At 67.0% G+C, this 20120-nt stretch carries 16 protein-coding genes; 3 read left to right on the top strand and 13 right to left on the bottom strand.

The genetic code is table 11. The features are described 5' to 3' along the window. Positions 1–81: 81 nt before the first annotated feature. On the bottom strand, positions 82–2739 hold the full coding sequence (gene pepN / locus EJ913_RS26635) for an aminopeptidase N (protein WP_127003654.1): 2658 nt from the start codon (positions 2737–2739) through the stop codon (positions 82–84). 616 nt (positions 2740–3355) lie between these two features. Between pepN and EJ913_RS26630 the strand changes: the two genes are divergently transcribed. Further along, on the top strand, positions 3356–5842 hold the full coding sequence (locus tag EJ913_RS26630; RefSeq protein ID WP_185909949.1) for a hybrid sensor histidine kinase/response regulator: 2487 nt from the start codon (positions 3356–3358) through the stop codon (positions 5840–5842). Positions 5843–5990: 148 nt separating this feature from the next. Here the strand turns inward: EJ913_RS26630 and EJ913_RS26625 are convergent, their stop codons facing one another. The 11 genes from EJ913_RS26625 to EJ913_RS31920 all read right to left on the bottom strand — a co-directional run bounded on the left by EJ913_RS26625 (position 5991) and on the right by EJ913_RS31920 (position 15275). Continuing rightward, complete coding sequence (locus EJ913_RS26625; protein WP_127003650.1) at positions 5991–6335, bottom strand: HesB/IscA family protein; 345 nt, start codon at positions 6333–6335, stop codon at positions 5991–5993. 40 nt (positions 6336–6375) lie between these two features. Further along, complete coding sequence (locus EJ913_RS26620; RefSeq protein ID WP_127003648.1) at positions 6376–6771, bottom strand: iron-sulfur cluster assembly protein; 396 nt, start codon at positions 6769–6771, stop codon at positions 6376–6378. A 15-nt stretch (positions 6772–6786) separates the two neighbouring features. Continuing rightward, entirely contained in the window at positions 6787–7260 is a 474-nt protein-coding gene (sufU, locus tag EJ913_RS26615) for a Fe-S cluster assembly sulfur transfer protein SufU (RefSeq protein WP_127003646.1), read from the bottom strand. Further along, on the bottom strand, positions 7257–8540 hold the full coding sequence (locus tag EJ913_RS26610; RefSeq protein ID WP_127003644.1) for a cysteine desulfurase: 1284 nt from the start codon (positions 8538–8540) through the stop codon (positions 7257–7259). Before EJ913_RS26610 ends, sufU begins: the two co-directional genes overlap by 4 nt. After that, a complete protein-coding gene (gene sufD / locus EJ913_RS26605; protein ID WP_127003642.1) occupies positions 8540–9892 on the bottom strand; it encodes a Fe-S cluster assembly protein SufD in 1353 nt (450 codons plus the stop codon). The genes EJ913_RS26610 and sufD overlap by 1 nt, the downstream gene beginning before the upstream one ends. After that, a complete protein-coding gene (gene sufC, locus EJ913_RS26600; RefSeq protein ID WP_127003640.1) occupies positions 9892–10644 on the bottom strand; it encodes a Fe-S cluster assembly ATPase SufC in 753 nt (250 codons plus the stop codon). Before sufC ends, sufD begins: the two co-directional genes overlap by 1 nt. Before the next feature lie 95 nt (positions 10645–10739). Beyond that, positions 10740–12224: a Fe-S cluster assembly protein SufB gene (gene sufB / locus EJ913_RS26595; protein WP_127003638.1), complete on the bottom strand. Its 1485-nt coding sequence runs from the start codon at positions 12222–12224 to the stop codon at positions 10740–10742. Positions 12225–12252: 28 nt separating this feature from the next. After that, a complete protein-coding gene (locus tag EJ913_RS26590) occupies positions 12253–12726 on the bottom strand; it encodes an SUF system Fe-S cluster assembly regulator (RefSeq protein ID WP_127003636.1) in 474 nt (157 codons plus the stop codon). Positions 12727–13021: 295 nt separating this feature from the next. After that, the gene (locus EJ913_RS26585; RefSeq protein WP_127003634.1) at positions 13022–13996 is read right to left on the bottom strand and encodes a hypothetical protein; all 975 of its coding nucleotides are present in this window, start codon (positions 13994–13996) and stop codon (positions 13022–13024) included. After that, on the bottom strand, positions 13993–14424 hold the full coding sequence (locus EJ913_RS26580) for a phage holin family protein (protein ID WP_127003632.1): 432 nt from the start codon (positions 14422–14424) through the stop codon (positions 13993–13995). The genes EJ913_RS26585 and EJ913_RS26580 overlap by 4 nt, the downstream gene beginning before the upstream one ends. Beyond that, positions 14421–15275 carry a hypothetical protein gene (locus tag EJ913_RS31920; RefSeq protein WP_185909948.1) on the bottom strand — a complete coding sequence of 285 codons (855 nt, stop codon included), beginning with the start codon at positions 15273–15275 and terminating at the stop codon, positions 14421–14423. Before EJ913_RS31920 ends, EJ913_RS26580 begins: the two co-directional genes overlap by 4 nt. 197 nt (positions 15276–15472) lie before the next feature. Between EJ913_RS31920 and EJ913_RS31915 the strand changes: the two genes are divergently transcribed. Continuing rightward, positions 15473–16633 (top strand): hypothetical protein, encoded by a 1161-nt coding sequence (locus EJ913_RS31915; RefSeq protein WP_185909947.1) that lies wholly within the window; start codon positions 15473–15475, stop codon positions 16631–16633. Positions 16634–16900: 267 nt separating this feature from the next. Then, positions 16901–18583 carry a methyl-accepting chemotaxis protein gene (locus EJ913_RS26565; protein WP_244939499.1) on the top strand — a complete coding sequence of 561 codons (1683 nt, stop codon included), beginning with the start codon at positions 16901–16903 and terminating at the stop codon, positions 18581–18583. A gap of 3 nt (positions 18584–18586) precedes the next feature. Here EJ913_RS26565 and EJ913_RS26560 read toward each other — a convergent pair whose 3' ends face one another. Beyond that, complete coding sequence (locus tag EJ913_RS26560; RefSeq protein ID WP_127003630.1) at positions 18587–19777, bottom strand: GAF domain-containing sensor histidine kinase; 1191 nt, start codon at positions 19775–19777, stop codon at positions 18587–18589. Between the last annotated feature and the right edge of the window lie 343 nt (positions 19778–20120).

Raw genomic sequence — 20120 nt, 5'->3', positions numbered from 1 at the left:
TCCACGAAGGCCCAAGGGCCTGGATGCGAAAAGGGCCGGAGGGAAACCTCCGGCCCTTTTCGTTGGACCGCCCGTCCGAGGTCAGCCGGCGGCGTCCAGGCTCTTGCTCGCCACCTCGTAGACATCCGGGGACAGCCCCGGCGTGGCAACGATGCGCTCCAGCTCGGCCTTCATCAGCCCTTGGCGGGCCGCGTCATAGCGCCGCAGGCGGGAGAACGGACCCATCAACCGGGCCGCAACCTGCGGGTTTATCGGGTTCAACCGCAGAACCTGATCGGCGAGGAAGCGGTACCCGGCGCCACCCGCGTCGTGGAAGCGGACCGGGTTGCCATTGGCGAAGCCGCCAATCAGCGCGTAGACCTTGTTGGGGTTCCGGATCTCGAAGGCCGGATGGCCGAGAAGCTCCGTCACCCGCGCCAGCGCGTCCGGCCGGCTGGACATCGCCTGCACGCCGAACCACTTGTCCACCACCAGCGCGTCGCCCTTCCAGCGTTCGTAGAAGCAGGCGAGCACCTCGTCGCGCTCGGGCGCCTGGGCGCTGGCGAGGAACTGGACCGTCGCGATCACGTCGGTCATCGCCCCGCCGTTGCGGTACTGGGCGAGAGCGAGGGCCAACGCCTCGTCCTCCTCCAGCGCCATCAGGTAGGCGAGGCAGAGGTTCTTCAGCGCCCGCTTGCCGATCGACTCCGCGTCCACCGAGAAGGCGCCGTCCGTGGCGTTCCGCCGATAGGTCTCCAGCCACTGCGACCGCAGGGCGGCGGCCAGCGTCTTGCGGGCGAACTCGCGGACCTCATGGATGCCGTCGGGGTCGATGACCGCCATCTGGGTGCCGAGATAGGCTTCGGTGGGCAGCACCAGCGCCTGCGCGGCGAAGGCGGGATCGCGGTCTGAATCCTCCAGGATCTTGGCGACGGCGGCGACGTAGGCGGTGGGCAGCACCAGCGCCCGGCCGTCCCGCCGGTCGGCGACCAGCCCCAGCAGGATGCGGGTGCCGAGGATCTGCCCGGCCTCCCACCGGTTGAAGGCGTCGCTGTCATGCGCCATCAGGAAGGTCAGCTCCTCGTCGGAGACGTCGGCCTTCAGCTTCACCGGGGCGGAGAAGCCGCGCAGCAGCGACGGCACCGGGCGGGCGGCGATGTCCTGGAACTCGAAGACCTGGGTCTCGGCCCTGACGTGCAGGATGCGGCTGGTTTCGGACGCCTTGTCCTCGCCGGCCAGACGCAGGGGCAAGTCGGCGCCGTCGGGGCCGAGCAGGCCGACCACCAGCGGGATGTGCATCGGCTGCTTGGTCGGCTGGCCCGGCGTCGGCGGCACGGTTTGGCGCACCGTCAACCGGTAGGTCTTCGCCGTTGCGTCATAGTCGCTGGAGACGTCGAGCTCCGGCGTGCCGGACTGCCGGTACCAGAGCTGGAACTGCGACAGGTCGACCCCGCTGGCGTCAGCCATCGCGGCGACGAAATCGTCGCAGGTCACCGCCTGCCCGTCGTGGCGCTGGAAATAGAGGTCGGTGCCCTTCCGGTACTTCTCCGGCCCCAGCAGGGTGTGGATCATGCGGATGACCTCCGCACCCTTGTTGTAGACGGTAGGCGTGTAGAAGTTGTTGATCTCGACGTAGCTGTCCGGCCGCACCGGGTGGGCCATGGCGCCGGAATCCTCCTGGAACTGGACGGTGCGCAGCCCCTGCACGTCGGCGATCCGCTTGACCGCGCGCGAGTTCAGGTCGGAGGAGAATTCCTGGTCGCGGAAGACCGTCAGCCCTTCCTTCAGCGACAACTGGAACCAGTCGCGGCAGGTGACGCGGTTGCCGGTCCAGTTGTGGAAATACTCGTGGGCGACGACCGCCTCGATGTTTAGGAAGTCGGTGTCGGTCGCGGTCTCCGGCTTTGCCAGGATGTACTTGGTGTTGAAGACGTTGAGCGACTTGTTCTCCATCGCCCCCATGTTGAAGTCGCCGACCGCGACGATGTTGAAGATGTCCAGGTCGTATTCGAGGCCGTAGACCTCCTCGTCCCAGCGCATCGACTTGATCAGCGAGCGCATGGCGTGGTCGACCTTGTCCTCGTTCCCCGGCTCGACGTAGATGCGCAAGCAGACGTCGCGGCCCGACGCGGTGCGGAAGCGGTCCTCGGCGTGGACGAGGTTCCCGGCGACCAGCGCGAACAGGTAGCAGGGCTTGGGGAAGGGATCCTCCCAACGCGCCCAGTGGCGGCCGTCGCCGATATCGCCCGAGTCGGCAAGGTTGCCGTTCGACAGCAGGACCGGGTAACGCGCCTTGTCGCCGGTGATGGTGGTGCTGTAGCGCGCCATCACGTCGGGGCGGTCGAGGAAATAGGTGATCTTGCGGAAGCCCTCGGCCTCGCATTGGGTGCAGAAGTTGCCCGACGACTTGTAGAGCCCCTCCAGCGCCGTGTTCTCCTGCGGCTTGATGCGGACCACGGTCTCCAGCGTGAAGCGGTCCGGGACCTCGGCGAGGGTCAGGTGGTCGGGCGTGAGCGTGTAGGCCTCCGCCCCCAGCGTCTGGCCATCGAGCGTCACCGACACCAGCTCCAGCCGTTGGCCGTCGAGCGTCAGAGGGGTGGCGGCGGCGTCGGGGCGGGCCGGGTTGCGGCGGATCGCCAGCACCGCACGGACCGTGGTGAAATCCTCGCCCAGATCGACGTGCAAATCGACCGTGTCGATCAGATGGGCGGTCGGGCGGTAATCCTGGAGTCGGATGGCCTTCGGCGTGCCTTTGTCCATGATGCCTTGTCTCTGCTCAGTCGTTCGCGAGGGTTCTGCCGAAGGGGACTGTAGCAAGGCGATCCGGGGCTGTCCCCTGTGGGAATGGGGGAGAGCGCACCGTTGGGCGACCGCCTTTTTGCCCGGCGCCGGCTGCCAAACCCTCCGACCATGGTCGAGCTTGACGTGGCAAGGCCCGTGCCGCGCCGAGGAGGGACGCTTTCAATGGCTTGCATTAACATTCCAATCGTGTGATAGAGAATTCTAATGAAATGCCATGAAAGGAAGGGGGTGAGTGTTAGCTCACAAAGTCTTTATTATTAATGATTATTAACTTAATGAGCATCATGTTTACAGCTTTGCTTTTCCATTAATGATTGATGCAACAGTAAGATTTTATCGTTAATATAATTTCCAAATGCCATCAGGAAAGTTTCAATTGCTGCGGGTTTTTTATTATGTGATATCTCGTATTTTTGGGGAATTTCCTTAAGTTTTTAATTTATTTGTACACAAAGATTTTCCTCATGAAGTCTCTATTCATCCAATCGTTGCGATGAAAGGATTTTCCCTTGGGGGAGGTTCCGGTGCAGCCGACAGTATCGACGAAGCAAGCAATGAGGACGGCGTATCCATCATGACGCTCCAGCCCCTAGCCAGCGAAACGCTCCGGATCCAAAACGGTTTCCGGCCCCTGTGGAGCATGCTCAAAGCAAAGGGATGCCGCCGCCGTTGGCTGTCGCTGGCGCTCTTGCCGTTGGCCGCTTACGTGCTTCTGCTTCTCGCTGCGGTGTCCTATGTACAAAGCCAGATGCTGCACGAGCGTCTCAACGATCAACTGGAAAAGGTGTCCGACAGCGTTCAGCAGATTTTGGCCCAGGAAATCGCCTATCTGTCGGGAATCGCAATTTCGAAAACTCTGGATGCCGCCGATCTGGATGGCTTCCGCGTCGCCGCCGAATTGGCGTGGAGGGAACGTCCTGCCGTCTACACCATCGTCCTGAACGACGAGGACCAGCAACTCCTCAACCTTCGTCTGGGAAAGGGCCGGAAGCCGCCCATCTGGGAAGCCGACAGCCTGAAGCGGGTCTGGGCGACAGGGAAGCCGGCGGTTGGGGATTTGGTGAACGGCATGTTTGCCGTGCGGGTCCCTGTTCTGCGTGACGGCAAGGTTCGCTATGTCCTGTCGGAAATCCTCGATCCCCAGATGTTCAACAACCTGCTGCACGCGGAGTTCTCCGCCAAAGGCTGGATCGCGGCCCTGATCGATCGCCGGCTGACCATCCTGGCGCGCAGCGAAAACGCCGAACGCTTCGTCGGCTTGTCCCCCACCTCCGACATCGTTCGGAACATCCGAACCGGACGCACCGGTTTGGAGAAGGTGATCACGAAGGACGGGATCCCATCCTATGGGGCGGTCGTGCCGCTGGGCGGTTCCGGCTGGTATCTGGGCATCGGCATTCCGGAAAGCGTGGCGGAGGCTTCGTACCAATCGACGCGATGGCTTCTGATCGGCGGCGGCGGGGCCTTGCTTGTCGTCATGATCGCCTTTGGGCTGTGGATCGGCTGGCGCAGCGTTGGAATGTTGGAGGATAAGACGGAAGTACTGTCGGCCAATCTGGTCAACGCGCACCGGGAAAGCGATGAGAAATCCACATTCCTTGCGGTCATGAGTCATGAATTGCGGACACCGTTGACCGGAATCATCGGTTTCTCCGAGCTTCTCACCAATTCCGGTCTTGATGAGCAGCAGAAGGAATGGGTTCTGCATCAAAGAATTGCCGGTCGCCATCTCATGGCGATCATCAATGACATTTTGGATTATTCAAAAGCCCAAGCCGGCGGGATCCGTTTGGAAGTCATCGATTTCGATGTCGTGGCGATGCTGGAAGAGGCGATGGCGTTGTCCAGACCGATGGCGGATGCCAAGGATCTCGCCCTCGTGATCGGCGAGACGTCCGGGACGGCGCGCTGGCTTCAAGGAGACCCAACCCGCTTGCAACAGGTGGTCAACAACTTCCTGAGCAACGCGCTGAAGTTCACGGCGAAGGGAGAGGTTCGGCTTTCGATGGGGCAGGAAAGCATCGGTGAGAGCCGGATTCTCCTGAAAATCACCGTTCAAGACACCGGCATCGGCGTTCCGGCCGACCAGCAGGGACGCCTTTTCAAGCGGTTCAACCAAGCGAATTCCGCCGTCGCGCGAGAGTATGGCGGCACCGGATTGGGATTGTCGATCTGCAAGTCGCTTGTCGAGTTGATGGGGGGAACGATCGGTTTCGAGAGCGTCGCCGGTCAGGGAAGCGCGTTCTGGTTTTCCGTCCCCCTCGCGGTGGGCTCCGAACCTGTGAAGAACATGGTGGAAACGGTGGACTGTGCGCCGGCGGACAGCGGTCCGAGGGCGCGGATTCTGCTGGTGGAGGACAGCCGCGTCAACCAGTTCCTGACCCGGACGATCCTGGAGAGGGACGGCTACCGGGTTGCCCTTGCCGCGGACGGTGCCGAGGCGGTCGACAAGATCCAGCGCGACCGGTTCGATCTCGTTCTCATGGACGTGCATCTGCCGGTGCTGGACGGTGTGGGCGCCACGCGCGCGATTCGCGCGCTCGGCGATGGCTACGCGCGCATCCCCATCTGGGCGTTGACGGGGAGCGTGGTCGAGGAGGACATCCGGAACTGCCTGTCGGCCGGCATGGACGGGCACCTCGCCAAACCCTTTCTGCCCAAGGATCTTCTGTCCATCGTGAAGCGCAGCCTCGAGCAACGGCGTTCCTCGGGCGCGGCGCCGAACCCGCCGACGCTTGACCCGGAGATGTATCGGGCCATGGTCTCCAGCCTCGGCCAGGAGAAGATGGACGAATTGCAGGCTGTGTTCTTCGACTGGTTGAGAAGCGCGAAGGCCGAATTTCCCGATCCCCGTACCGACTGGAATGCCCTGCACGAGGAAGCGCACCGGTTCATCGGCTCGGCGGGGATGTTCGGTTACTTTCGGATCGTCGAGGCGGCCCGGGAGCTTTGTCAGGCGTGCCAATCCCTGGACAGCGCGCGCGTCGAGAGAAGCCACGCGCGTTTGCTGGCCGAAGTGGACGCGGCCTGCGAGACGCAGGGCACGATGCGCATGTCCTGAGCGGAATGACTTCAGCCTGGAATGCGCCGAACCATGCGGCACCCCCAACCTTGCCCGGTTGAGGACATCGTCATGCGCAAAGCAGCGTGGCGGCCAAAATCATGCGGGAATCCAGTGATGGGCTGTTCCCGCCCTCCGCGTGGCCGGGTCAGACGTGGAAGCTTTCCCCGCACCCGCACCGGCCCTTCTCGTTCGGATTCTTGAACACGAAGCCGGTCTGGAACTTGTCGTCCACGTAATCCATCTCGCTGCCGATCAGGAACATCACGGCGGCGGGGTCGATCAGGATGGTGACGCCCTTGTCCTCCACCACCTCGTCGAACTTCAGCTTCTCCTTGGCGTACTGCACGTCGTAGCTGAGGCCGGAGCAGCCGCGCGCCTTCACGCCGATGCGAAGCCCGACGATGTCGTCGGTCGCCTTGGACATCAGCGCCTTCACGCGGTCGGCGGCGTTGTCGGTGATGGTGAGCGCCTTGGGAAGCGAACGGGCCATGGCAGTGATACTCCCTGTACTCGGCTTGCTCTCGAACGGCTCAGAACATGTCCAGCTGGACGCGGGCGACCTCGGACATCATGCCCTGGTGCCAGGGCGGCTCCCAGACGAGGTCGATCTTGACCTCGTTCACGTCCTCCACGCCCAGCACGGCCTGACGGACCTGTTCGGGAAGTTCGCCGGCCACCGGACACATGGGGCTGGTCAGCGTCATGTCAATCTCGACGTTGCGCTCCCCATCCATGTCCACGCGGTAGATCAGGCCAAGTTCCCAGATGTCCACCGGGATCTCGGGGTCGTAGCAGGTCTTGATCGCCGCCACGACCCTGTCCATCAGTTCTTCGCGCGGGTCGTAGCCGGGAGGCGGGGCAAGCGGGTTCGTCGGCGCCGGAGCTTCGGAGCTGGCGGATGGCTGGCTCAAGGAATGTTCGGTCATCGCGGTCACCCCGTCTCAATACTGGTCGCTGGAAGCGGAATCCTGACCGTGCAGGGCCGCGTTCATGGCGTGCCACGCCAGCGTGGCGCATTTCACCCGCACCGGGAACTGGCGTACGCCGGACATCACCATCAGCTTTTCCATGGTCTCCTCGTCCACGTCGCCATGGGCGCCCTGTTCGTCCTCGTCCTTGGTGCAGAGGTCGTGGAAGGCGTGGAACAGAACCTCGGCCTCCGCCGCCGTCTTGCCCTGCACCAGCTCCGTCATCATCGAGGCGCTGGCGGTGGAGATGGCGCAGCCGCGCCCCTGGAAGGCCACGTCGGCGACGACGCCGTCCTTCAGGGTCAGGTAGACCATGAAGCGGTCGCCGCACATCGGGTTCTCGCCCTTCGCCTCGCGGTTGGCGTCGTCGGGATGGCGGAAGTTGCGGGGGTGTTTGCCGTGGTCCAGGATCACCTCCTGGTACAGCTCGCGCAGGTCGTCCATCATGCTCCGAAGAACTCCTTGACCGCCTGGAGGGACTCGACCAGAGCGTCGGCCTCCGCGCGGGTGTTGTACAGGCCGAAGGAGGCGCGGACCGTCGGGCCGACCCCGAAGCGCTCGGCCAGCGGCTCGGCGCAGTGGCGCCCGACGCGGACGGCGACGCCGTACTGGTCCACGATGGTCCCGACGTCGTGCGGGTGGACGCCGTCCAGCGCGAAGGAGACGATCGGTCCCTTGCCGGGCGCCGTGCCGACGATGCGCAGCCCCTCGATCCGGGAGAGCTGCTGGGTGGCGTAGTTCAGCAGATCGTGCTCGTGCACCGCAATGGCGTCGCGGCCGAGAGCCTCGACGTAGTCGATGGCGGCGCCCAGCCCGATGACCTCGGTGATCGGCGGGGTGCCGGCCTCGAAGCGCGAGGGCGGGGCCTTGAAGGTGGTGCCCTCGAAGCTGACGGACTCGATCATGTCGCCGCCGCCCTGATAGGGGGGCATGCGCTTGAGCAGGTCGTACTTGCCGTAGAGCACGCCCAGCCCTGTCGGGCCGTAGAGCTTGTGGGAGGTGAAGACGTAGAAGTCGGCGTCGATGTCCTGCACGTCGACCCGGCCGTGGACCACGGCCTGGCTGCCGTCGAACAGCACCGGCACGCCGCGCTCATGCGCCAGCGCCGCGATGGCCTTGGCGGGAGTCACGGTGCCGAGCACGTTCGAGCAGTGGGTGATCGCCACCAGCCTGGTGCGGTCGGAGAGAAGGCCCTTGTAGGCGTCCATGTCGAGGACGCCGTCCTCGTCGCAGGGCACGACCTTGATGACGATCTTCTTCTCGGCCTGGAGAAGCTGCCACGGCACGATGTTGGCGTGGTGCTCCATGATCGAGAGGATGACCTCGTCGCCTTCCGACAGGAAGGTCCGGCCGTAGCTGGCCGCCACGAGGTTGATCGCCTCGGTGGAGCTGCGGGTGAAGACGATGCAGCGGTCGCTCGGCGCGTTGATGAAGCGCGCGACCTTGGTCCGCACCGCCTCGAACTGGTCGGTGGCGGTCTGCGACAGGAAATGCACGCCCCGGTGGATGTTGGAATAATCCTCCTCCAGGAAGCGCGTCATCGCCTGGATGACCTGGCGCGGCTTCTGGGCCGAGGCGCCGCTGTCGAGATAGACCAGCGGCTTTCCGGGCTTTCCCTTCCGGGCGTGGACGCTGCGGGCGAGGATCGGGAAATCCTCGCGGACGCGCAGGACGTCGTAGGCCTCAACGGACCTCTGGGCGCTCAGGATGGCGTCGGCGTCGGGCATCAGCGTTTTTCCTCCAGCCAGCCGGAAACGAGCGCCTGGAAGGCGTCGCGGACCGGTTCCTCGGCGATCTCCTCCATGGCCTCGCCCAGGAAGGCGCCGATCAGCAGGCCGCGCGCGGTCTCCTGGTCGATGCCGCGGGCGCGCAGGTAGAAGAGGGCGGCGTCGTCCAGTTCGCCGGCGGTGCAGCCGTGGCTGCACTTCACGTCGTCGGCGTGGATCTCCAGCTCCGGCTTGGCGTCGATCTCGGCCGTGTCGGAGAGCAGCAGCGCGCGGTTCAACTGGTGCCCGTCGGTCTTCTGGGCCTGCGGGCGGACGATGATCTTGCCCTGGAACACGGCGCGTCCGGTGTCGTCGATGACGCCCTTGTAGACCTCCCGGCTGGTGCCGTTGGGCTGGGCGTGGTCGATCAGGGTGGTGGTGTCGGCGTGCTGGCTGCCGCGCACCATGTAGCCGCCGCTGACATGCGTCCGCGCGTCGGTGCCGGCGAGCACGCTGGTCACCTCGTTGCGCGACAGCCGGGCGCCCAGCGTCAGGATGAAGTTGTCGTAGCAGCCGTCCTTGGCCACCGTCGCCGCCGTGTGCGACAGGTGGAAGGCGGACGCCGTCTCGCGCTGGGCCTTGTAGTGGTACAGCGTGGCGCCCTCGCCGACGAAGACCTCGGCGACGTGGTTGGCCAGCGTCGTGCCGGTGCCGCAGCCGATGTGATGCTCGACCACCACGGCGCGGCTTCCGGCCTCGGCCACGATCAGCGTGCGCGGGTGGAAGGAGGTCGGCCGCTCGTCCGATCCGGCGGAGACGAAGACCAGCTCGATGGGCTGGTCAACCGCGACGCCGGCCGCGACGCGCAGCACCGGGCCATCGGCCAGGAAGGCGCTGTTCAGCGCCACCAGCGGCCGGTCGTCGGCCAGGGCGAGGCGGCCGAGGTGCTCGCCGATCAACTCGCCGTGGCTGGCGAAGGCGGCGGCGAGGCTCAGCAGCTCGACGCCGGCCGGCAGCGCTTCGGTCGAGGACAGTTCGGCGCGGAAGCGGCCGTCCACGAAGACGAGGCGCGGGCCGGTCTGCCCTTCCGTCCGCACCGTGGGCAGCACGTCGAAGCGGACGTTGCCGTCGGCGGCGTCGGCCGGGTGGAAGGCCAGCTTGGTGAGGTCGCGCAGGTTGGTGTAGCGCCACGTCTCGTTGCGGATCGTCGGCAGGCCGACGGCGGCGAAGCGCTCGCGGCCCTGTTCGCGCAGGTCGCGCAGCCAGGACAGCGCGGCGCCCGGCAGGCCGCTCTTCAGCTGGTCGAGCGGAGCCAGGAAGGCCGGGGCGGTGCTGGGGTCGGCGCCGCGCGTCGCGTAGGTGGTCGTGAGCATCACGCGGCCTCATTCACGCCGAAGTCGCGGTAGCCGTTCTTCTCCAGCTCCAGCGCCAGTTCCTTGCCGCCCGACTTCACGACGCGGCCGGCGGCCAGGACGTGGACGTGGTCGGGCACGATGTAGTCGAGCAGGCGCTGGTAGTGGGTGATGACCAGCATGGAACGCTCGGGCGAGCGCAGCGCGTTGACGCCCTCGGCGACGATCTTCAGCGCGTCGATGTCGAGCCCGCTGTCGGTCTCGTCGAGGATGGCGAATTTCGGCTCCAGCACGGCCATCTGGAGCGTCTCGTTGCGCTTCTTCTCGCCGCCGGAGAAGCCGACGTTGACCGCGCGCTTGAGCATCTCGTCCGACATGCCGAGCGCCTTGGTCTTCTCGCGGATCAGCTTGAGGAACTGCATGGCGTCCAGCTCCTTCTCACCGCGATGCTTGCGCATGGCGTTGATCGCGGTCTTGAGGAAGGTGGTGTTGGCGACGCCAGGGATCTCCACCGGGTACTGGAAGGCCAGGAACACGCCCTCGGCGGCCCGCTGCTCGGGCTCCAGGGCCAGCAGGTCCTTGCCGTAATAGGTGACGGAGCCTTCGGTGACCTCGTAGCCCTCGCGGCCGGCCAGCACGTAGGACAGGGTGCTCTTGCCGGCGCCGTTCGGACCCATGATGGCGTGGACCTCGCCGGGGCGGATCGTCAGGTCGACGCCCTTGAGGATGTCCTTGCCGTCCACTTTGGCGTGCAGATTCTTGATTTCGATCATGGTTCGGTCCTTCAGGCGTTCGGCTGTCCGGGGGGCTCGTCTGGTCCCGGAGACTGGCTGTCGAGATCCCGCGAGCGGGCGGCGGGCGTGGGCGGTTACCCCACGCTGCCTTCCAGGCTGATGCCCACCAGCTTCTGGGCTTCCACCGCGAACTCCATGGGGAGTTCCTTGAGGACCTCCTTGCAGAAGCCGTTGACGATCAGCGAGACGGCGTCCTCCTCCGCGATGCCGCGCTGGCGGCAGTAGAAGAGCTGGTCGTCGCTGATCTTGGCGGTGGTCGCCTCGTGCTCGATGCGGGCGGAGCGGTTGCGGCTCTCGATGTAGGGCACGGTGTGGGCGCCGCACTGGTCGCCGATGAGCAGGCTGTCGCACTGGGTGTGGTTGCGCGCGCCCTCGGCCTTGGGCAGGATCTTCACCAGCCCCCGGTAGGTCTGCTGCGCCTTGCCGGCCGAGATGCCCTTCGACACGATGGTCGAGCGGGTGTTCTTGCCGATGTGGATCATCTTGGTGCCGGTGTCGGCCTGCTGGAAGTTGTTGGTGATGGCGACCGAATAGAACTCGCCCACCGAATTGTCGCCCTGCAGGATGCAGCTCGGGTACTTCCAGGTGATCGCCGAGCCGGTCTCGACCTGCGTCCACGAGATCTTCGAGTTCTTGCCGCGGCAGGCGCCGCGCTTGGTCACGAAGTTGTAGATGCCGCCGACGCCCTCGGCGTTGCCGGGGTACCAGTTCTGCACCGTCGAGTACTTGATCGTCGCGTCGTCCATCGCCACCAGCTCGACCACGGCGGCGTGGAGCTGGTTCTCGTCGCGCTGGGGCGCCGTGCAGCCTTCCAGGTAGCTGACGTGGCTGCCCGCGTCGGCGATGATCAGCGTGCGCTCGAACTGGCCGGTGTTGGCCTGGTTGATGCGGAAATAGGTCGACAGCTCCATCGGGCAGCGGACGCCCTTGGGGATGTAGACGAAGCTGCCGTCGGTGAAGACCGCGCAGTTCAGCGTCGCGTAGAAATTATCGGTGTAGGGCACGACGGAGCCCAGATACTTCTTCACGAGATCCGGGTGCTTCTGCACGGCTTCGGAGATCGCGCAGAAGATGATGCCCATCTCCTCCAGCTTGGCCTTGAAGGTGGTGGCGACCGACACGCTGTCGAACACGGCGTCCACGGCGATGGCCGGGCTCTTGCCCTCGGACCCCTCGACGCCGGCCAGGATCTCCTGCTCGCGCAGCGGGATGCCGAGCTTGGCGTAGGTCTTCAGCAGTTCCGGATCGACCTCGTCCAGCGACTTCGGCCCGGCCTTCTGCTTGGGCGCGGCGTAGTAATGCGCGTCTTGGTAATCGATCGGCGGGAAGCTGACGGCGGCCCATTGCGGCTCCTCCATCGTCTGCCAGACGCGGAAGGCCTTCAGGCGCCACTCCAGCAGCCACTCCGGCTCGTTCTTCTTGGCTGAGATGAAGCGGACGATGTCCTCGTTGAGGCCCTTGGGCGCCACGTCGGATTCGATGTCGGTCGTGAAGCCGTACTTGTACTTCTGCTCGGTGACGGCGCGGACCTGATCGATGGTTTCCGGTTGGGCGGCCATGGCTTGCCTCGTCCTCTTGGGAATGGGTTCAGTGGGCCGGACGCGCGGCGGGCGCATCGACGACGTGGGAGGGAGCGGCGGCGGGGGCCGGGAACAGGACGGGCACCATCATGTCCGCCAGGGTGACCTGCTCCAGGGCGCCACGGATGGCGCGGTTGACCTTCTCCCAGCCGCCGCGCATCGGGCAGAGCCGCTCGACCCCACATTGGCTCTCGGCGCCGTCCACGCAGGCGGTCAGCGCGATGGGGCCGTCCAGCGCCGTGATGATCTCCGCGATGGAGATTGCGTCGGCGGGCCGGTTCAGCGCATAACCCCCGGCGGCGCCGCGCTGCGAGGTCGTCAGCCCGGCGGGGGTCAGGGCCTTCATCAGCTTGGCCACCGTGGGGGCGGGCACGCCCGTGCGTTCCGCCAGGACGGACACGGTGTGGACCGTGCCGGCGTGGCGCGCCATCTCGCTCAAAACGACGATGGCGTAGTCGGTCAGCTTGCTGAGCCGGATCATGGGCGCACCCCGGGGGACAAACGTTGAGACTCCGAATACAGGACTAAATCGGTCCTGATTAGGTGGTCTTCATAGGCCCTTTGTCAAGCGAAACCCTGGCGGAACAGGGCGCTGGAATGCCCGCGCGCGCCACTAAGGTATACATTTCTGCCATGCGAAAATGCCGGACGTCGAACCGGATGCGTCATTCTGCCGCATGCGGGGCTCGCGCGGTCAAAAGAAAAAGGCCCCGCGCGGAAGGCGCGGGGCCGAAGTCGTCTGCCGGATGGACGTTCGATCAGGCCGAAGCGGCGGGTCAGGCCGGCTTCTTGACCTCTTCGCGGGCGGCCTCTCGCGCGGCGTCGGTGGCGTTGCTCGCCACCTCGGTCACTTCCTCCTTGGCGGCCTCGACGGCGGCCTGGGCGGCGCGGGTGCCGCGATCCAGCGCGTCCATGGCCAGGGCCTTGGCGCGCTCGGTCGCCTCGTCGGCGTAGTCGCCGACCCAGCGGTTCTCGTACTGGGTGGAGGGCAGGGCGGCGCCGATGGCCGCGCCCAGCGCGATGCCCATGGCGCCGGCCACGACCGGGTGCTCCTCGACCAGTTCCCAGATGCTGGACGAGACGCCGTGCAGACGTTCGCGCATGTGCGAGCCGCCGGTCTGCACCGAGGGCAGGCGGTTCGACACGCGGCCGGACGCGCCGCCGACGGCCCCGCTCACCCGCTCGCTGGCGCTGTCGTAGGCGCCGCTGACGGCCCCCGACGCGCTGTCGTAAGCCCCGCTGACCGCGTCCGACGCGCTGTCGTAGACCGAGCCGGCGGCGTTGCGCACGCTGTCGCTGGCGCTGCTGAAGGTGTCGCGGGCGTAGTCCATCGCGCCGCCGACGGCGTCGCTGGCCCGGTGACGGACGTTGCGCACGGTGCTGCTGCGGGCGATGCGGCGGTCGTAGCCGGTGGACGACAGCGCCAGCCAGCCCAGCCCGATGCCGACCAGGGCGAGCGGGATCGGGTTGCTGGTGACGTTCCCGATCACGGAGGAGGAGCGGGAGGTCGTCTGGCGGGACTGCGGCTCGCGGACCGGGTAGCCATGCTCGTCGCGGTCGTTCGGGGTGTAGGCGTGCTTCATGGTGCGCTCCATCAGGGTTCGGGGGCTGAGCCGCGCGATCCGGCCGCGCAGCGCGTCGACGGTGCCGTCGATGCGCGCGCGGCTGGCGCGAATCTCGCCCTCCAGGGTGTCGAGGTCGGGCGTGGCGTCCGGGTTGGCCGCCGGGCCGGTGGGCGGTGTGCCGTTCATCGGGCGAGTTGGGACTCCGCCCAGCGCTTGTCGTCGTTCAGGGTGCCGATGGTGCGGCGGGGGCGCAGGTTTTCGGGCTTCAGCCGGTTCTTGCCGACATAGGCCAGGATGCCTCCGACCGCAGCGACGACGACGCCGACGATCAGCGCGGCCAGCCAGGGGGCCAGCACCGTGGACAGGCCGAGAACCGCCGCCGCCAGAAGGACCAAAACGCCCGCGAAGGCGACCAGTCCGCCAGCAGCGATGTAGGCGACTCCGCCGGCCGCCTCGGCCGCCTTGTCGCTCAGCTCGGCCTTGGCGAGCGCGATCTCCGAACGGGCGAGATTGGTGGTCTCGCGCGCGAGGTCGGCGAACAGACCGGCGAGCGGCCGGTCCTGCCGGGAATCGTGACGCCGGGGATCGTCGTAGCGGTTCTCGGCCGCGCTCATGGCCGCTGACCTTGCGGCTTGATGGCGGTCGGGCCGCTGCCGGTGACCGTCGTTCCGCTACCGGTCGGGCCGGTCACGGTGCTGCTGCCCAGCGCGGTGGTCGAGGTGCTGGCGCCCGAGGGCGCCGGGCTGTGCCCGGTCACCGAGGCCGGCGCGCGCGACAGCGGCATGCCGACGGTGGCCGGCTTGGGCGTGTTGGTGGCCGTGTCCGTCAGGTCCGACGTGCGGCGCGGGCTGCGCAGCGCGGAGTCGGCGATGCCGCCGGCCATGGAGCGGCCGGCCTCGGTGCCGCTCGGGAACCTGCCGACGTCACCCTTGGCGCTCTGGTAGTCCGAGGTGCGGCGGGCGTGGCGGTTCGCGGTGTCGGCGGCGGTGCGGCTGTGGAGCGTGCCGGTGGTCTGGCCATGCAGGCGGCGCTCGCCGGAACTCTTGACGAAGCGAGCGGCCAGGAAGCCCAGCGCGAAGGCGCCGCCGATGAACAGCTCGGGCTGGCGGCGGGCGAAGCCCTCCACCTCGCCGACGATGTCGTCGAGGCTGGAATGGCGCAGCATGTCGGCCACGCGCTCCACCCGGTCGGCCGCCTGGACGGCGTATTGGGCGGCGGTGCCGTTGTTCTCGGCCTGCAACTGGTCGGCGGCCTTCTGGAGGGCGCTGGCGACGCCGCCCAGCTGGTCGGCGGCGCGGTCGGTCTGCTGCTCCAGCAGCGAGCGGATGCGGCCCTGGGCCGAGTCGACGCCGTCGCGACCGGCGTCCAGCGCCGCGTCGGCCGCCTGCTTGACGCTCTGCTTCATGCCCGCCACCGTATCCTGCGAGCCGGTGCGGCCGGTGTCGGTCGTGTCGCGGTCTGCCATTCTGATTTCCTCCTGGGAAGTCCCGTTTTCTACGGGCGCGGGGTCAGCCGCGCGCCGTGTCGTCCGATGATGGGCAAGAAACAACAGCGGAGGCTTCAGGGTTCCACGCGGGGGTTGGAGCAAATGGACAAGGGGTGCGTTTGTGCTAAACTTTGCCGGGAAGGACTGTGGTTCCGCCTAACCGGAGGGCGATGGGCATGAACGGCGTTTTCAGCGTGCTGTCCGACGCGCAGGCGGGGATGTTCCGCCTGCAGCAGACCAGGAAGCCGTGGGAAAAGGACAGCGAGGCCAAGGACGCCCAGGGCCAGCTCGCCCAGAAGGCGGAGCGCGCCGCCGGTGCCTTCCAGCTCACGCCGCGCCAATTGCGCGACCACGCGAGTGCCAAGGCGGCGCTGGAGGAGGCGATCCGCGTCGGCGGTCCCAAGGCGTCGGCCGAACAGCGGATGGAACGGGTCGAGCGCAAGATCGACGAGCTGAAACTGGCCATGCGCTTCGCGCGCGGCGACCCGGAAAAGCTGGCGCGTCTGGCCCATGAGGCGGCGCTGCTGTGCAAGGAGGCCGGACGGGCGGCCAAGGAGTATGGCACCGGCATCGCCAACGCGGCGGAGATGGGGCTGGGCGGCGGGGCCGGGACCGCCGGCTCCACCGAGACCACGCGCACGACGACGGTGACGACCCTGACCGTGCAGCAGACGGAGGTGTCGGTCTCGCTGACGGTCAAGCTCGGATCGGGCGACGCCGATGCGGGGGGCGATGCAGGCGCCAGCGCCGACGTCAACGCCGAAGCCGGGGCCGCCGGGGCGGCGCAGCTTGCCGCCGACCTCGCCAGCGGGGAGGCCGCCGCGTCGGCGCCGTCCCCGGAGGGCGAATTGCCGCCGGAGCTGGCGCGGATGGTGGACGGCGCGCTGTCGGGCCTGCGGGACGGCGAGGGGCTGGCCGGCGGCGGGCGTGCCGGTAAGTTCTCCCAGGCCCTGATCCAGAGCCTGATCGCCGACAACGACCGGAAGATGTCCCGCTTCAAGGAAGCCGACGGCTTCGGGCGGCGGGTCGAGGCGGTGCTGCACGTCGCCAAGCAGGTGCTGGGCGAGGCGAAGGTCGCCAACATGGCCGACGAGTCTGAGGAGCGCCGCAAGGAGCGGCGCGAGCGCTTCAAGGCCGACGACAAGCTGGTCGACGGCGCGCAGAAGGAGGTGAACGCCCTGCGTCAGGCGGCCTTCGGCTCCGGCGTCGCGATCACCGATGCGTTGGGTTTGTCCGACGATACGGCGGGCGGGGACGAAACCGGCGAAATGACGGTCGATGCGGTTGCGGCGGATGGCGTGGAGACCGGCCCGCAGGCGGTGAACATGCTGGCGTGACCGTCATCTGGCGTTTCTCTTCGTTCGAAAGGTCGGATTTTTCCAATCCAGAGCGAGAAACAAAAGAACGACGATTGCTTTCTGCAATTGACGGACTTCGGAAATTCACGGACGCGCGAAATATTAATCGGGGTGATACGGTTTTTGTTTCGATAAATTTCTAAGCTTCAAAGAAAATCACAGTTCTTTCATTTGACCGGCCGGGCTGTCAGCATACCTCCTAATCGCAGAAGGCATCGCCGATGCCAGCAGACCGGAGGCGGCCGTATGGCCTTTCAGAATCTCAAATTGGTCTACAAGGTGCTGTCCACCCTGCTGCTGATGGCGATGCTGTCGATCGGCCTGACCGCCAACGGGGTGATCCAGCTCGACCGGCTGGATCAGCGCTACACCACGCTGCTGGAGCAGGACGCCGAGGCGGCGATCTGGCTGGCCCGTGCGACCTCGACCCTGAACGAGACCGGGCGCCTGATCTACGCCCTGGTGGCCGAGGACGACGCGGCGAAAATGCCCGCGCTGTCCGCCGCCATCGACAAGCAGATCGCGGTCTTCGACGAGCGGCTCGGTCTGGTGACGAAGGCGCAGCCGGCGCTCGCGACGGACATGCGGGCGGCGCGCGACGGCTTCGAGGGCATGGCCGGCGTCGGCCGCGCGGTGGTGGCGCTGGCGCTGGCCAACGATGACCAGCGGGCCGTGCGCATGATGGAGGAGCGGTTCGATCCGAAATTCCAGTCCATCCTCGACAGCTTGCGCCGGATGATCGACCAGACCAACCAAGGCATGACCGAAAGCTCGCGGCAGGCCACCGAGGCGTTCCACGAATCGCGCTTCTGGTCGATCCTGGCCGCCGCGCTGGGCATCGCCGCCAGCTTCGGCGTCGCCATCCTGATGGTGCGGCACACGGTCTCCGCCCCGATCCAGCGGCTGACAAACGGCATGCGGGATCTGGCCGGCGGCACGCTCGACATCGCGGTGACCGATCAGGACCGCCGGGATGAGGTCGGCGGCATGGCCAAGGCGTTGCAGATCTTCAAGGACAACGCCCTGGAGCGTGTGCGGCTGGAGGCGGCCCAGGCGGAGGAACGCCTCGCCAAGGAACGCCGGACGGCGACCGTCGAGGCGATGGTGCGCGAGTTCGACCGCGCGGTCGGCAGCCTGTTGGGCGGGGTCGCGTCGGCCTCCACGCAGCTCAGCGGCACCGCCGAGACCATGAGCCGGCTGGCCGAGCAGACCAATCACCGGGCCAGCGCGTCGGCCGGGGCGTCGGAGCAGACGTCGGCCAGCGTGCAGACCGTGGCCGCCGCGACGGAGGAGATGGCCGCCTCGATCCAGGAGATCAGCCGGCAGGTCGCCCGCTCCAACCAGATCGCCGGCAAGGCGGTCTCCCAGGCCCAGGCGACCACGGCGTCGGTGCGCGGGCTGGCCGAGGCGGCGTCGCGCATCGGCGAGGTGGTCGGGCTGATCCAGAACATCGCCGCCCAGACCAATCTGCTGGCGCTGAACGCCACCATCGAGGCGGCGCGGGCGGGGGAGGCCGGGAAGGGCTTCGCCGTCGTGGCAAGCGAGGTGAAGGCGCTGGCCAACCAGACCGCCCGCGCCACCGAGGAGATCGCGGCCCAGATCGACGGCGTCCAGAGCGCGACCCAGGGCACCGTCGCGGCCATCGGGCAGATTGGCGACACCATCACGACGATCAGCGAGATCGCCTCGATCATCGCGTCCGCCATCGAGGAGCAGAACGCCACCACCCTGGAAATCACCCGCAGCATCCAGCAGGCGGCCCAGGGGACCGAGGAGGTGACGGGCAACATCCGCCACGTCAGCGACGCGTCGACCGAAACAGGGGTGGCGGCCGGTCAGGTGCTGGAGGCCTCGCATGGCCTGTCGCGGCAGGCATCGACCCTGCGTGGCCAAGTGGAGACCTTCCTCACCGGGATCCGGGCGGCCTGAGCGTCAGGAAACCGTTGCGCCGGGCGGCAGGGTGAAGGTGAAGGTCGTCCCGTCCGGCGACGACGCCACCTCCATCCGGCCGCCATGCGACCGGGCGATCTCGCCGGTGATGTACAGCCCCAGCCCCAGCCCGTCCTGCGGCGTGTCGCTGGCGGGCCGCCAATAGGGCTGGAACAGGCGGGGGATGACGTCGGCCGGGATGGGGCGGCCCTGGTTGGTGACGGACAGGGTGAAAACGCCGCCCTGCTGCTGCGCCACCACTTCCACGGCCCCGTCGGCGGCCCCGTGGGTCAGCGCGTTGGCGACGAGATTCGACAGGAGCTGGGCGATCCGGTCGCCGTCGCAGCGGATGCCGTCCACCGGGCCGATCGTGCTCCGGATGGTCCGGCCGGGATGGGCGCTGCGCAGCTCGGAGACGACCTGGCCCAGGGTCGCCGTCAGATCGTGGCAGTCGCGGACATCGAGCGGAATGCCGTGGCCGAGGCGGCCGCGCGCGAAATCCAGCACGTCGTCGACCAGCCGCAACGCCCGCCGGCCGCTGGCCAGCATGCGGTCCACAACCTTGGCGACGGTGGCGTCGAGCGGCCGGCGGAGCAGGTATTCGGCGCCCGACGTGATGCCGAACAGCGGGTTGCGCAGGTCGTGCCCGAGAACGGCGATGAACTGCTCCCGCAGTTCGGCGGTTTGTCGCGCGTCCAGCAGGGCGGCTTCGGTCCGCTCGAACCCCTCCTCGGCCTCCAGTTGCATCGCCAGCAGCTTGGCGAAGGAAGTCAGCATCGCCGGGACCTTCGGTTCCGACAGATGCGCCGGCAGGGGATCGAGCGCGCAGATGGTTCCGAAGAAACTGCCGTCCTTCTGGAACACGGGCACCGAGATGTAGCTCTGGAAGCCATAGATTTTGGGTGTGTGGTGGTTGCAGTACTTCGTGTCCTCGCTGACGTTGTCGATCACGATGGGCTCATGCGAGGCGTGGATCTCGTGACACAGCGTCGATACCAGGTCGAGTTCGCCGCCGACCTTCAGGCCCAGGCCGATCTGGTCGAGAACCGCGCAGGCGGTCCAGGAACTCCCCGTGACCCGCGCGACGGCGGCGAAGCGCAGGCCGGTCGTCTCGCAGATCACCTGAAGCATGGCCGGGACCGCGCTGATCCGGCCGATGGCGGAGATATCGTCGGCGATTGAACGCGTCGTCATGCTTGGTCCCGGAAGCCTTCGCTTGGATCGTGCCGCAGCGTGATGGAGTGTGGAAAGTGTGGACTGTATCACGCTGCCATGACGGGAACAGCCCCGGCGTGGGGCGGGCTTGCGAACGCATAAACGGCCTGTGCGATCGGTGCTTCGGGAAAGCGTGGGGGATTGTGGCCCGGCTCACAGCCGGGGGATCGGGGGAGGGGTAGGGTCTGGTCATCGAGACGGCGACACGCAGGACGGCCCGAGAGGCCAAGCGGAACCGGTCTCGTCTCCCTTCCCAAACCCTGAACGACAAGGAACTCCCGCCATGCTCCGCACCGCCCTGCTCTCCGGCTTCGCCACCCTC

Source organism: Azospirillum doebereinerae (assembly GCF_003989665.1).
GTDB classification, from domain to species: Bacteria; Pseudomonadota; Alphaproteobacteria; order Azospirillales; family Azospirillaceae; genus Azospirillum; species Azospirillum doebereinerae.
This window is presented reverse-complemented; position numbering and strand designations above follow the sequence as displayed.